The sequence below is a fragment of the Desulfovibrio piger ATCC 29098 genome, from assembly GCF_000156375.1.
Classification (GTDB): Bacteria; Desulfobacterota; Desulfovibrionia; order Desulfovibrionales; family Desulfovibrionaceae; genus Desulfovibrio; species Desulfovibrio piger.
This window is the reverse complement of the sequence record NZ_DS996356.1, coordinates 105,346-117,984: the sequence shown is the minus strand read 5'-3', so window position 1 is coordinate 117,984 and position 12,639 is coordinate 105,346. Positions and strand designations below refer to the sequence as shown.

At 63.7% G+C, this 12,639-nt stretch carries 15 protein-coding genes; 7 read left to right on the top strand and 8 right to left on the bottom strand.

Annotated features, from left to right (window positions below):
- The 7 genes from DESPIG_RS14470 to DESPIG_RS06095 form a co-directional block, all read left to right on the top strand.
- Positions 1-446, top strand: a 446-nt coding sequence (locus DESPIG_RS14470) for an SPOR domain-containing protein (protein WP_006006304.1), incomplete at its 5' end; no start/stop codon positions are given.
- 18 nt (positions 447-464) lie between these two features.
- On the top strand, positions 465-1,259 hold the full coding sequence (locus DESPIG_RS06120) for an MlaE family ABC transporter permease (protein ID WP_006006302.1): 795 nt from the start codon (positions 465-467) through the stop codon (positions 1,257-1,259).
- Positions 1,260-1,265: 6 nt separating this feature from the next.
- Positions 1,266-2,081, top strand: coding sequence for an ABC transporter ATP-binding protein (locus DESPIG_RS06115; protein WP_006006300.1), 816 nt, complete (start codon positions 1,266-1,268; stop codon positions 2,079-2,081).
- Between the two features lie 181 nt (positions 2,082-2,262).
- On the top strand, positions 2,263-2,712 hold the full coding sequence (gene mlaD, locus DESPIG_RS06110; protein WP_006006299.1) for an outer membrane lipid asymmetry maintenance protein MlaD: 450 nt from the start codon (positions 2,263-2,265) through the stop codon (positions 2,710-2,712).
- 1 nt (position 2,713) lies between these two features.
- Positions 2,714-3,370, top strand: a complete 657-nt coding sequence (locus tag DESPIG_RS06105; RefSeq protein WP_006006298.1) for a Tgt2/MlaC family protein — start codon at positions 2,714-2,716, stop codon at positions 3,368-3,370.
- A gap of 18 nt (positions 3,371-3,388) precedes the next feature.
- Positions 3,389-4,222 carry an MlaA family lipoprotein gene (locus DESPIG_RS06100; protein WP_006006295.1) on the top strand — a complete coding sequence of 278 codons (834 nt, stop codon included), beginning with the start codon at positions 3,389-3,391 and terminating at the stop codon, positions 4,220-4,222.
- Positions 4,223-4,358: 136 nt separating this feature from the next.
- Complete coding sequence (locus DESPIG_RS06095) at positions 4,359-5,375, top strand: ABC transporter ATP-binding protein (protein ID WP_050760277.1); 1,017 nt, start codon at positions 4,359-4,361, stop codon at positions 5,373-5,375.
- 399 nt (positions 5,376-5,774) lie between these two features.
- On the opposite strand, the gene DESPIG_RS06090 is transcribed toward DESPIG_RS06095, so the two are convergent.
- The 8 genes from DESPIG_RS06090 to DESPIG_RS06055 form a co-directional block, all read right to left on the bottom strand.
- Entirely contained in the window at positions 5,775-6,377 is a 603-nt protein-coding gene (locus DESPIG_RS06090) for a class I SAM-dependent methyltransferase (RefSeq protein WP_040369508.1), read from the bottom strand.
- A 245-nt stretch (positions 6,378-6,622) separates the two neighbouring features.
- Positions 6,623-7,624, bottom strand: coding sequence for a ketol-acid reductoisomerase (ilvC, locus tag DESPIG_RS06085; RefSeq protein WP_006006284.1), 1,002 nt, complete (start codon positions 7,622-7,624; stop codon positions 6,623-6,625).
- A 159-nt stretch (positions 7,625-7,783) separates the two neighbouring features.
- On the bottom strand, positions 7,784-8,272 hold the full coding sequence (gene ilvN, locus DESPIG_RS06080) for an acetolactate synthase small subunit (protein WP_006006283.1): 489 nt from the start codon (positions 8,270-8,272) through the stop codon (positions 7,784-7,786).
- Positions 8,273-8,284: 12 nt separating this feature from the next.
- The gene (gene ilvB / locus DESPIG_RS06075; RefSeq protein ID WP_006006281.1) at positions 8,285-9,976 is read right to left on the bottom strand and encodes a biosynthetic-type acetolactate synthase large subunit; all 1,692 of its coding nucleotides are present in this window, start codon (positions 9,974-9,976) and stop codon (positions 8,285-8,287) included.
- A gap of 23 nt (positions 9,977-9,999) precedes the next feature.
- Positions 10,000-10,227: a DUF465 domain-containing protein gene (locus tag DESPIG_RS06070; protein WP_006006278.1), complete on the bottom strand. Its 228-nt coding sequence runs from the start codon at positions 10,225-10,227 to the stop codon at positions 10,000-10,002.
- 61 nt (positions 10,228-10,288) lie between these two features.
- Positions 10,289-10,591: a YggT family protein gene (locus DESPIG_RS06065; protein ID WP_040369507.1), complete on the bottom strand. Its 303-nt coding sequence runs from the start codon at positions 10,589-10,591 to the stop codon at positions 10,289-10,291.
- Positions 10,592-10,593: 2 nt separating this feature from the next.
- Entirely contained in the window at positions 10,594-11,238 is a 645-nt protein-coding gene (locus DESPIG_RS06060) for an HAD family hydrolase (protein ID WP_006006273.1), read from the bottom strand.
- The gene (locus tag DESPIG_RS06055; protein ID WP_040369505.1) at positions 11,238-12,200 is read right to left on the bottom strand and encodes a hypothetical protein; all 963 of its coding nucleotides are present in this window, start codon (positions 12,198-12,200) and stop codon (positions 11,238-11,240) included. Before DESPIG_RS06055 ends, DESPIG_RS06060 begins: the two co-directional genes overlap by 1 nt.
- Positions 12,201-12,639 lie beyond the last annotated feature (439 nt).

Sequence of the window (12,639 nt, the reverse complement as noted above, 5' to 3'; positions counted from 1 at the left end):
CCCCCGCCGCCGCCTCCAGCGCCCCCGCCGCACCGGCCGCCGCTCCTGCCGCCAAAAACTCGCATCCTTTCAACAAGCCTTCGGGCAACGGTCTCGCGGCCTGGGGCAATGCCCCCAAGGGCGCGGCCCAGCCCGCTCCCGAAAAAACGGCGGCCCCGGCCACCAGGCCCCAGGCGGCGACGAACGCCGCGCCCCTGTACGATTTCGTGTTCCAGGTGGCGGCCTTCCGCAATGTGGACGATGCCGACCGCCTGCGCCAGCGCCTGGAAGGCCAGGGCCTGCGCACACGCGGCCAGAAAAGCGGCAAGCTGACCCTGGTCATGGTCCACATGCGCGGCACGGATCTGGATGCCGCCAACCTGAAAGAAGAGCTGCAACGCATGCGGCTCGGTTCTCCCCTGCAAAAATCCAAAAAACGGGTAGGCGGCAAACCCCGCCCCCGCTAGTGAGGCGTGATACCCTTTATGAGCAGCATCCTGACGTTCTGCAACCGGCTGGGCGCCGCTGTGCTGCGCATGCTGGACAGTCTGGGCGCCGTGACCCTTTTCATGCTCGACGGCCTGCGCCATATCTTCACCAGTCCCCGTATCGTCCCCCGTACCATCCAGCAGCTGTACGTCATCGGTTACAAATCCCTGTTCGTCATCCTGCTCATCGGCATCTTCTGCGGCATGGTGCTGGGCCTGCAAGGCTACTACACCCTCGTCCAGTTCGGTTCCGTGGGCATGCTGGGCTCGGCCGTCTCGCTGAGCCTCATCCGCGAACTGGGCCCCGTGCTCACGGCCATCATGCTGGCCGGACGCGCCGGGTCCTCCATGGCGGCCGAGATCGGCGTCATGCGCATCTCCGACCAGATCGACGCCCTGGACGTCATGGACATCAACTCCATGGCCTATCTGGTCAGCCCCCGTCTGGTGGCCTCGCTGCTGGCCTTCCCCCTGCTCACGGCCATCTTCGACGTCATCGGCATCATCGGCGGCTACCTGACCGGCGTACTCATGCTGCATATCAACGAAGGCGCGTACCTGTACCGCATCGCCAGTTCCGTGACCATGAACGACGTGGCCGGGGGCTTCATCAAATCCCTGGTCTTCGGCCTGCTGGTGGCCACGGTCTGCTGCCATCAGGGCTACACCACCCACATGCGGCGTGACAGTGTGGGCCCCGAAGCCGTGGGCAACGCCACCACCTCGGCCGTGGTCATCTCCTGCGTGCTCATCCTGGTGGCCGACTATGTGCTGACCTCCTTCCTGCTGTAGGTGACCATGAACGCCTGGGACATCTCTTTTTCTTCCCTTTCCGTAGGCTACGGCGACCACGCCGTGCTGCATGACATCAACGCCACCCTGCCCGGAGGCAAGGTCTCCGTCATCCTGGGGGGCTCCGGCTGCGGCAAGTCCACCCTGCTGCGCCACATCATCGGCCTTTCGCGCCCCATCAGCGGCAACCTGCTCATCGGCGGCCAGGACCTGTTCAGCCTGCCCCATGCCGAGGCCCGGCGCATCCGCCGCCGCATGGGCGTGCTTTTCCAGGACGGTGCCCTGCTGGGCGCCCTGACCCTGGTGCAGAACGTCTGCCTGCCCCTCAGCGAGCATCTGCGCCTGCCCAAGGACGTCCTGCGCGAAGCCGGGCTGCGCGTCCTGCGCATGGTGGGGCTGGAAGACTTTGCCGATTATTTCCCCAACCAGCTTTCGGGCGGCATGCGCAAACGGGCGGGCCTTGCCCGGGCCCTCATCGCCGAGCCGCGCATCCTGCTGTGTGACGAGCCCACGTCCGGTCTGGATCCCATCACGGCCGCGCGCATGGATACCCTGCTGCAGGCCATGCACCGCCAGTACCCGGAAATGACCATCGTGGTGGTCAGCCATGACCTGGCCAGCCTGCGCTGCATCGCCGACCATGTGCTGGTGCTGCGCGAGGGCAGGGCCATCTTTTCCGGTACCCTGCCGGAGCTGGAGGCCAGCCGGGATCCGTACCTGCTCCAGTTCCTGCGCCGTGAAGGCGGCGACGAGGAGAGCCTGGCCGACGCCCCGGCCGATCCGTGCGTGAGCGCCGCCCTGGACCGGTGGTTCAGGACCTAGGCGGGGGCCGGCCTCCCCTCCGGCCCTGCGGCCCCGCACAGGGACCGTGCCGCCGCATCCATCGTCTGAGACCCGGCGAGCCGCCAACGAGAGTTGCCGTATATCGTTGCGGACGCACCTTGAATATTGCCCCTGCCGGGCGTATAACCATAGCGCGGCATTGCCGCACAAGGAAATTGCCATGAATTCTTTCCGCCAGACCGCTGTCGGCATCTTCGTCCTGCTGGGCCTTGTCTGTGTGGCCTACCTGACCATCAAGCTCGGCAAGATGGAGGTCTTCGACAGCAAGGGCTTTGAGCTTGTGGCCAACTTCAACTCCGTTTCCGGTCTGCGCGTGGGCGCCGACGTGGAGATGGCCGGTGTGCCCGTGGGCCGTGTGGCCTCCATCAAGCTGGATGACGACCTTTCCCGGCGCCAGGCCCGTGTGGTTCTGATCCTGGACAAGGACCTGCAGCTGCCGGCCGATACCATCGCCTCGGTCAAGACCAGCGGCCTTATCGGTGACAAGTACGTCAACCTGACCGCCGGCGGTTCCGAAGACATCCTGGCTTCCGGCGACACCCTGGAAGAGACGGAATCCGCCGTGGACATCGAATCCCTTATCAGCAAATACGCCCTGGGAGGTGTGTAATATGAACAACCGTCGCACGGTGCTCGGCCTGCTGGCCGGTGCCGCCCTCACCCTGTGTCTGTCCCTGCCCGGCTTTGCCCCCGCCGCCGACGCGGCCGAAGCCTCTCCCGCCCGCAAGGCCCTGGAGGTCTCCATCAGCCGCGTGCTGGACTGCATCAAGAACCCCGACTATGTGAACCCCGCCACCCGGCCGCCCCTGCGCCGCCAGATCGAGGACGAGGTCTACCATATCTTCGATTTCGGCGAGTTCTCGTCCCGTACGGTGGGCCCCCGCTGGAAGGAATTCTCCGCCGCCCAGAAAAAGAGCTTCAGCAATGCCTTTGCCGACCTGCTGCTGACCACCTACCTGAACAAGGTGGACGGCTATAACGGCGAACAGGTGGCCTATACCGGCGAGATCGCCAACGCCGCCAAGACCCGTGTGGAAGTCCGCACCGAGATCACCATGAAGGACGGCACCCGCGTGCCCGTGGCCTACCGCATGATGGCCAAGGACAACAGCTGGCGCGTCTATGACATCATCGTGGAGAACCTGAGCCTGGTCAAAAACTACCGCACCCAGTTCCAGGATATCCTGACCAGCGGCACCCCTGACGAACTCATCGCCCGCGTCAAGGCCAAGGCTGACGAAGTGCGCAAGCAGCCGGTCGGCAAATAGCCGCCAAACGGAGAGAGCATGCGTCCCCTTATCCTAGTCCCGCTCCTGCTGCTGACGCTCCTGTGCGCCGTGCCCGCCGGTGCCGCCCCGGCCGCTCCGGCCACGGACCACGCGCCGTCGAGCCTGTACGACAGCAGCAGTCCCACCATGCCGGCCGGGGCCATCTCCGTGCACCCCTATGCCCACGAACAGCTGTCCGACGGGGATTCTCTGGACGATTACGACAGTGAGCCCCTGACCAGCATCGCCGACCCGCTGGAGCCCTGGAACCGCTTCTGGTTCGCTTTCAACGACATCTTCTTCCTGCATGTCGCCAAGCCGGTCTACAACTTCTACGAGACCGTCGTTCCCCAGCCCATCCGGGGCGGTGTCAAAAACTTCTATGCCAACATCCTCATGCCCAAGCGCATGATCAACAGCCTGCTGCAGTTCCGCGTCAAGGAAGCCTTCGTGGAATTCGGGCGCTTCTGCATGAACACCACCGTGGGCCTGGGCGGCTTTGCCGATGTGGCCGGCACCAAGAAGATCCTGGTGGACATCGATCCCGGTGGCGAGGACTTCGGCCAGACCCTGGGCCGCTGGGGCATCGGGCACGGCTTCTACATCGTCTGGCCCTTCCTGGGGCCCAGCTCCGTGCGCGAGAGCATCGGCTTTGCGGGCGACTGCGCCACCGATGCCTTCTTCTTCGTCCATCCCTGGGAGCTGGCCACGGCTTCCGAGCTCTACCTGCGCTTCAATGCGCTGGACGACCTGCTGCCCACCTACGAAAGCCTGAGCGGCATCGCCGTTGATCCATACATCGCCGTACGCGAGGCCTACATCCAGTACCGCGAGGCGCGCGTCAAGCGCTGATCCGCCGTCATCGCGACGACATCCGGGGGAAGGAGCCGTTTCCGCAAGGAAAGACTCCTTCCCTTTTTCAAACCTGCCGCGCCGTGCCCGTCAGGCACAGGCCCGCCCAACCCAACAGCCGGGGAACACGCCGCCCATGAACCTGGACGATACCCTCACTCTGGAACAGCTTTCCGTCAGCTTCAGCACCGACGACGGCATCCTGCCCGCCGTCCATGCCGTCAGCCTCAGCTTGCCCCCGGCGGGCATCACCTGCCTGGTGGGCGAATCCGGTTGCGGAAAAAGCCTCACGGCCCGCGCCATCCTGCATCTGCTGCCCGAGAATGCCCATATCAGCGGCCGTATCCTGTTCCGCGGCCGCGACCTGCGCACCATGCCCCCGGAAGAGATGCGCGCCCTGCGGGGCCGCCATATCGCCATGATCTTCCAGGAACCCATGACCTCGCTCAATCCGGTGCTGAAGGTGGGCATGCAGACCGCGGAGCCCCTGCGCCTGCATCTGGGCCTGTCCCGCAGCGAGGCGCGGCAGGAGGTCATCCGCCTGTTCTCCGAGGTGGGCATCCCCGCAGCGGAGAGCCGCTATGACGATTATCCCCACCAGCTTTCCGGCGGCATGCGCCAGCGCGTGATGATCGCCATGGCCCTGGCCTGCAAGCCAGACCTGCTGCTGGCGGACGAGCCCACCACGGCTCTCGACGCCACCATCCAGGGGCAGATCCTCAGCCTCATCACGGAGCAGAGCCGCAAGCGCGGTATGGCCGTGCTCTTCATCACCCACGACCTGGGCGTGGTGGCCCGCATCGCCGACAATGTGGGCGTCATGTACGCGGGGCATCTGGTGGAACACGCCCCCACGACCGAGCTGTTCCGCAATCCCCTGCATCCGTACACGCGCGGGCTCATGCGCTCCGCACCGGGGCGCGCGGCCATGGGCATGAATCGCCTGCCCGCCATCACCGGCAGCGTCCCCCGCCTGGACAACATGCCCGAAGGCTGCCCCTTTGCCCCGCGCTGTGACGAAGCCCTGCCGCGCTGCTTCGAGAGCGTCCCTGTGGCCCGCTGCGAGAACGGCCACAGCGTGGCCTGCTGGGCGTGTAGGCGCCATTGCTTTTTGCTGGGAGGGGAGCCTTCCTTCTGCTGTCGATGCCCGTAACTTCCTGCGTCGTAACGGGCACGGCCCTACGGGACGCCATCCGGTCGCTCCTTGCGATAAAAAAGACCCATTTCCCCTCAAGTTCCCCTCTTTGCCGCCAAGGCATCAAGCCCATCCGCCCTGCGGACGGGCTTTTTTGTTCCGGTATCGTGGCGGCAGCTCTATGGACAAACAACGCTCGCGGAACGAAAGGATCGACAGGATATGCGGGCCCTATCCGTCACGATGCGACCCGGGAAGTGGGAGATGCCCCTGCCCTAAAAACAAAAAAAACACCCATAGCGGGTGCTTTCTTGTTTGATGATCCCAGAGGGCAGTATTTGCGAGGGCACGGCAGGACAGGAAACGTCATGGACAGACGCTCCCCTCTCCTCTATCCGCTCCTCTCGCCAGGCCAGCTCAATCAGCAGACGGGGCGCGCCGGACAAGGACCTGGATCCAGCGTTCCCGCAGCTCCGCCGCACGGTCGTCCTCTCCTGTCGTCATCTCCAGACAGACGAGTCCCGGCAGCTCCTCCAGCAGGCCCCGGACACCGGCTTCATCCATATCGGTGAAACGGCGCCCGTCCGGGCTCCGGCGCAGGCCCTGACCGTACTTGAAATTGAAGAACATCACGCCACCGGGGCGCAGGGCTCGCTGCAGGCGCCGCAGGGCATCGGGCAGATCGGCCGGGGCCACATGCAACAGGCTGGCGCAGGCCCAGATCCCGTCGAAACGATCCTGCCACGCCACGTCTTCGAAACAGAGCACGGGCACGTCCTGCTCCAGCAGGAGCGCCGCCTGTCGGGCCATCTGCGGTGAGGCGTCGAAGGCCTCCACCCGGAAGCCGGCCTGGCGGAACGCCAGCGCATCCCGCCCCGATCCGCAACCGGCATCGAGGATGAGCCCGCCGGGACGCACATGCGGCAAAAAACGGGCATACAGGGGCCGCAGATCCATATCATGGGATGCCGCGGCATAACTGGCCGCGCGCTGGTCATAGAATGCCGTATCCGGTGCCACAGGCTCCTCTCCTTATCTCATCGTGTCGGGACGCAGGCGCTCGCTTGCGGGACGTGAGGCCTGCCGGGAGGCAGCGATCCCGACCTTGTCTGTCCTTTTTCCGCCAAAGGCCAGGGACGGGTGCCGCATACTGCCTGCCCCACCACATCGCCGAGCCCCGTTTTCCACAGGATGCCGTCCTGCCCGCAAAACAAAAAAAGGGGGACCGGAGTCCCCCTTTGTGAGCGTCATGACGGACAGCGGAACTAGTCCTTCTTGTCCTTCTTCAGCCAGGTCATCATGCCGCGCAGTTCCTTGCCCACCTGCTCCAGCTGGTGGTTGGCTTCGTTGCGGCGGGTGGCCATGAACATGGGATAGTTGGCGCGGGCTTCGAGGATGAAGTCACGGGCGAACTTGCCGCTCTGGATGTCCTTCAGCACGGCCTTCATTTCCTTCTTCACGGCGTCGGTGATCAGGCGGGGGCCGGTCACATAGTCGCCGTATTCAGCCGTGTTGCTGATGGAGTAACGCATGCGGGACAGGCCGCCTTCGTACATCAGGTCAACGATCAGCTTCATTTCGTGCATGCACTCGAAGTAAGCCATTTCGGGCTGGTAACCGGCTTCCACCAGGGTTTCGAAACCGGCCTTGATGAGGGCGGAGATACCGCCGCACAGCACGGCCTGTTCGCCGAAGAGGTCGGTTTCGGTCTCTTCGCGGAAGCTGGTCTCGATAACGCCGGAGCGGGTGCCGCCGATGCCCTTGGCGTAGGCCAGGGCCACCTTCAGGGCCTCACCGGTGGCGTCCTGCTGGATGCCCACCAGGCAGGGCACGCCGCCGCCTTCGGTGAAGGTACGGCGCACCAGATGGCCGGGACCCTTGGGGGCGATCAGGAACACGTCCACGTCCTTGGGAGGCACGATCTGGTTGAAGTGGATGTTGAAGCCGTGGGCGAACAGCAGAGCCTTGCCGGGGGTCAGGTTGGGCTTGATGTCCTTTTCGTACACGGCTGCCTGCACTTCGTCAGGCAGCAGGATCATGATCAGGTCGCCCTGGGCGGCGGCTTCGGCAGCGGACACGGGGGTAAAGCCGTGCTGCTTGGCCAGCTCATAGTTGGCACCGCCGGGGCGCTGGCCCACGACGACCTTCACGCCGGAGTCGCGCAGGTTCTGGGCATGGGCATGGCCCTGGCTGCCGTAACCGATGATGGCCACAGTCTTGTTTTTCAAGACGGAAAGATCGGCATCCTGATCATAGTAAACTTTCATGGCTCTTGTCCTTTTCAATGGAAAAATACTCGGTATTCCCGAGGGGGAAACTTCTATTTGGGATGCCGTGGCGCAAATGTCAAGCGTCACGGCATCCCTCAGGCAAATTTGCCGTCATCTTCCGGTGGGGGACCGTCTGCGGCCCCCTCGCCGGGGATGCTATTCACACTTTTTGGAGCGGCGCATGGCCACGGAACCGGTACGGGCCACTTCCTTGATGCCGAAGCGGTGCAGCAGGCTCAGGATGGCGTCCAGCTTGTCGTGGTCGCCGGTGGCCTCGATGGTCATCTCGCTGGAGCTGACGTCCACCACCTTGCAGCGGAAGATCTCCACGGTACGCAGGATCTCGCTGCGGGCGGGGCCTTCGGCCTGCACCTTGACGAACATCATCTCGCGTTCGATGGCGGGCATGTCGGCAAAGTCCATCACTTTGATGACGGTCACGATCTTGTGGAGCTGTTTCATGATCTGCTCCAGGATCTGGCTGTCACCATAGGTGGTGATGGTCATGTGCGAAACGCCCTCTTCCAGGGTAGGCGCCACATTGAGCGAATCGATATTGAAGCCGCGGCCGCTGAACAGGCCGGCCACGCGGCTGAGCACACCGGGCTCGTTCTCCACCAGCACGGAAAGAACATGTCTTTGCATGGCGTCCCTCCTCTACACCAAGAGCATCTCATCCAGGGCAGCCCCGGCGGGCACCATGGGATAGACGTTTTCCTCGCGCTCAACCATGACGTCGATGAAGGCCGGGTTGGGCGAGGTCAGGGCCTTGCGCAGCACGTCTTCCAGCTCTTCGGGCTTGCTGATGCGGTAGCCTTCGGCGCCGTAGGCCTCAGCCAGCTTCACGAAGTCGGGCTGGGCCTCCATATTGGTATGGCTGTAGTTGCGATTGTAGAAGAGTTCTTGCCACTGGCGGACCATGCCCAGATGGCCGTTGTTGAGGATGACCACCTTGACCGGGATCTTGTTCTGCACCACGGTGGCCAGTTCCTGGATATTCATCTGGATGGAGCCGTCACCGGCCACGTTGATGACCAGCTTGTCCGGGAAGGCGAACTGCGCGCCGATGGCCGCGGGGAAGCCGTAGCCCATGGTGCCCAGACCACCGCTGGTCAGCAGGGTGCGCGGTTTGGTGAAGGTATAGAACTGGGCGGCCCACATCTGGTTCTGCCCCACCTCGGTGGCGATGATGGCATCGCCCTTGGTGATGGAGTACATGGTCTCGATGACCTGCTGGGGCTTGATGTGACCGTTCTTGTTGTAGGCCAGCGGATGATTGGCCTTCCATTCATGCACGGTCTCAAGCCAGTCGGCATGCATGCCCGACCAGTCGGTATCGGCCATCTTGGCGCGGCAGATCTCCAGGATGCCTTCCAGGGCCTGGCGGCAGTCGCCCACCACGGGCACGTCCACTTCCACGTTCTTGCGGATGGAGGTGGGGTCGATGTCGATATGCACGATGCGCGCATGGGAGGCGAAGTCCTGCAGACGGCCGGTCACACGGTCGTCGAAGCGCGCGCCCACACAGACCAGCAGGTCCGCATGGTTGATGCTCATGTTGGCGGCATAGGTACCATGCATGCCCACCATGCCCAGCCACAAATCGCCGTTGGCAGGGAAGGCGCCCAGCCCCATGAGCGTGGTGGCCACGGGGATGTTCAGCTCGTGGGCCAGCTCGCAAAGGACTTCCGAAGCATTGGCCATGATGACGCCGCCGCCCGCCAGGATGATGGGCTTGCGGGCCTTGGCCAGCTCTTCGGCCGTACGGCGCAGCTGGTTCAGGTTGGGCTTGTAGGTGGGATTGTAACTGCGCATGAAGATATCTTCAGGCCAGACGAATTCCGTACGGGCCTGCATGATATCCTTGGGCAGGTCCACAAGGACGGGCCCGGGGCGACCGGAGCGCGCAAGATAGAAGGCCTGGCGGATGGTCTTGGCCAGGTTGCGCACGTCCTTCACCAGAAAATTGTGTTTGGTACAGGGACGGGTGATGCCCACGATATCGACTTCCTGGAAGGCGTCGTTACCGATGAGCTGCGTGGGGACCTGTCCCGTGAAGACGACCAGCGGAATGGAATCACAGTAGGCTGTGGCTATGCCCGTAACGGTATTGGTGGCACCCGGTCCGGAAGTGACCAGGCAGCACCCTACCTTGCCGGAGGCACGGGCATAGCCATCAGCCGCGTGCACAGCCCCTTGTTCATGCCGCACCAGAACATGTTTCAGTTCCGGATGCCGCGGCAACTCGTCATAAATATCAATCACAGCACCGCCCGGATAACCGAACAGTACATCAACACCTTCTTTTTTAAGGGATTCAAGGAGAATCTGCGCACCTGTGAGTTCCATAGGGTCAACTCCTGCGCCAGCAGTTATGCTCCGGCGCGATGGCTATCCAAGAGCTCCATGAGCTTGGTTTTGCCTTCAAGTTTCTGTTTCTTAAGCTGCTTCAGGGTCTGTTCCTCGGTGGGGGTACGGAAAGACTTGGCTTCCAGCTTTTCTACCTGCTTGCTGTAAAGGACATGGTCTTCCCATAGGGATTTCAGCTCCGGATCAGTGGGCAGTAGCTGTTCGATGAGTTCAATTTCATGCTGATCCATAAGAAATCTCCAGCGTTAGATGTTCGGCGCCCACGGTGGCGCCCGTTACGACAAACCGCTGCTACACCAGAGTAGCGGCAAACTGGGCCAGTGAAGCGATGACGATGCGGTTGATGAGCTGGATGACCAGCAGCACCACCACAGGCGAGAAATCGATGCCGTTGGTATAGGTGAAAGGCAACCATTTCCGCACCCGGTAGAATACCGGTTCCGTCAGGGTGCGCAGGGCGCGCACCACAGGGTTGTAGGGGTCGGGGCGTACCCACGAAAGCACGGCCGCCACGATGACAACCCAGAAATACAGATTGAGGACTATGGCCAGCAGATCGACCACGGCCAGGATGACATTTTGTACAAAAAACATGCCTACTCCCATTCATTTTGCAGCAGCCCGGCCAGTTCGTCATAACCGGCTGCCGCGAGCGGGCCTTGCAATTCCCCGCCGAATGCCGCGAACACGACGCCTGCGGCGGTGGCGGCTTTCTGGTCGTTGGGACTGTCGCCCACAAAAAGCACCTGCTCAGGAGCGGCCCCCCACTGGTCAAGGATCAGCCGCACACCATCGGGGGCGGGCTTGGGGGCTGCTTCCGTCGCCGTGACTACAGGATTAAAATAGGAGGGCAACGCCAAAAAGTCCAGAACCCTTTGCATCCCTTCCGCAGTTCTGTTGGTATGCACGGCCAGACGCATGCCGTGACTGCGGGCAAGCTCGAGGAATTCCCGGTAACCGGGATAGATCTGCAGCAGGGGAACGATGTCGCGCGAATAGATGACCTCCGTCCGCACCACTTCATACATGCGCTGATGCATCTCGGGAGGCACGATGTATTCCAGTGCCTGCCGCGCCGTGGCCATGAACGTATACGCATCCTGCTCCGGGGTCAGGGGCGGCAGTCCCAGGGCCGCCAGCACCTTGTTGTAAAAGATGGCGTTGGCGGCGCGGGAATCGATCATGACCCCGTCACAGTCGAAGATGATGCCGGTGAGGCCGTGCGGGAAAAGTTTGCCCATCAGTCGTCCCCGCGCAGCACCACGGTGCGTTCTTCCTGCCAGCCGGGGCAGCAGCGGGGCGCACGCGGACGCCCGAGGATGCGCCACAGGGGGGCACGCGCCTGCAGCAGGGGCACGATGCGGCCTTCCGCATCGCACAGGCGCAGGGGGCCGTCGTCGGGCAGGGGCCGGAATTCCAGCTCGCCCTGGCCGTCCAGCAGATCGCGACGCATGCGGCCTTCGGCCAGCAACAGGCAGTCCGCCGGGGCAAAGCGCACCACGGCGTCCAGCAGGCGGGGCCAGGCGGGCAGCAGGGAATCGTCCACATGCACAGGGCTGTTGAGGGTGGCCAGCGTGGCCAGGGCCGCTTCCGTATCGCGGGCATCGCCCGCCAGCAGGGCCGCCTCGTCAAGGTCGGCGGGATCCATGTCTAGTGCGGCCTGCAGACGGGCATTGCTGCTGCTCAGGCTGGAGCTCAGGGCCTGGAGCTCGGCCAGGCGCTCTTCCTGCAGCCAGCTCCAGAGCAGCATGCGCTGGGCCGCACAGGCCTTTTCCCGCTCCTCGCGGGCGGCTTCCAGGGCCTGGGCCGTCTCCAGGGTGCCGTCGGCCATCAGGCCGGCACGCAGGGCGCTTTCCGCGCTGTTGCGGCGGGCACGGCCCACGTCGGCGCCCAGGGTGCCCACCGGCTGACCGGAAAGGGCGGCATCCCCCATGCGCTGGAGGTCGTCCAGACAGGCCGCGGCTTCACGCGGCGAAAAAGGCAGATCCTCCGGCATATGCCACGGCCCTTCGGGGGCCGGGGCCGCGACGGTCACGGCGCGACGGCCGGATGCCGTCAGCCCTCCGGCGGCAGGACGGGAAAATTCTTTCGGCAGGCCGGGCCACAGACGCAAGACAGGACAGGACCCCTCCGCGGGCAAAAGCGGTGCTTCTCCGGGCAGGGGACCGCGCAGGGCGGGGACACGGATACAGAGTGCAGACATGTATCATCCTTGGTTAAGCTGGAGTTTTTAGCATACGCCACAGGGGGACACGATTGCAAGGCCAAAGCCGTCATTCCCTGACAGCTTCGGCTCTTCCCTGCCTGTCCCGGCCCTGCCAGCCCTGCCATGGCGGCCGACAAACGTCCCGCAGGGGACCGCTCCCGTTTTCGATGCCGGCCTGCCTCTGGCGGGATCAGCCACAACGGCGATGCCTTTCCGCGGACTGTGCGCGCGGGCATGGAAAACTGCCGGCGGCCCTGTCAGAACAGGTTCCCGTCCCGTATTGCGACGAACGGCAGGCACAGCCTGTCTGCCGGAAACCGCACGACGGGCACGGATTATTGTCACTGACGACGATATGGCATATAACGCGCTTCTGGCCGTTAACGGCCCCACGCAACTTAGCGCACCGCACGGCGGTGCCGAAGGAGTAGAAGAT

Excerpts from the sequence above, each read along its gene's own strand:
- DESPIG_RS06120 (WP_006006302.1), top strand. The coding sequence starts at position 465 with ATGAGCAGCATCCTGACGTTCTGCAACCGGCTGGGCGCCGCTGTGCTG.
- DESPIG_RS06115 (WP_006006300.1), top strand. The coding sequence starts at position 1,266 with ATGAACGCCTGGGACATCTCTTTTTCTTCCCTTTCCGTAGGCTACGGC.
- mlaD (WP_006006299.1), top strand. The coding sequence starts at position 2,263 with ATGAATTCTTTCCGCCAGACCGCTGTCGGCATCTTCGTCCTGCTGGGC.
- DESPIG_RS06105 (WP_006006298.1), top strand. The coding sequence starts at position 2,714 with ATGAACAACCGTCGCACGGTGCTCGGCCTGCTGGCCGGTGCCGCCCTC.
- DESPIG_RS06100 (WP_006006295.1), top strand. The coding sequence starts at position 3,389 with ATGCGTCCCCTTATCCTAGTCCCGCTCCTGCTGCTGACGCTCCTGTGC.
- DESPIG_RS06095 (WP_050760277.1), top strand. The coding sequence starts at position 4,359 with ATGAACCTGGACGATACCCTCACTCTGGAACAGCTTTCCGTCAGCTTC.
- ilvC (WP_006006284.1), bottom strand. The coding sequence starts at position 7,624 with ATGAAAGTTTACTATGATCAGGATGCCGATCTTTCCGTCTTGAAAAAC.
- ilvN (WP_006006283.1), bottom strand. The coding sequence starts at position 8,272 with ATGCAAAGACATGTTCTTTCCGTGCTGGTGGAGAACGAGCCCGGTGTG.
- ilvB (WP_006006281.1), bottom strand. The coding sequence starts at position 9,976 with ATGGAACTCACAGGTGCGCAGATTCTCCTTGAATCCCTTAAAAAAGAA.
- DESPIG_RS06070 (WP_006006278.1), bottom strand. The coding sequence starts at position 10,227 with ATGGATCAGCATGAAATTGAACTCATCGAACAGCTACTGCCCACTGAT.
- DESPIG_RS06065 (WP_040369507.1), bottom strand. The coding sequence starts at position 10,591 with ATGTTTTTTGTACAAAATGTCATCCTGGCCGTGGTCGATCTGCTGGCC.
- DESPIG_RS06060 (WP_006006273.1), bottom strand. The coding sequence starts at position 11,238 with ATGGGCAAACTTTTCCCGCACGGCCTCACCGGCATCATCTTCGACTGT.
- DESPIG_RS06055 (WP_040369505.1), bottom strand. The coding sequence starts at position 12,200 with ATGTCTGCACTCTGTATCCGTGTCCCCGCCCTGCGCGGTCCCCTGCCC.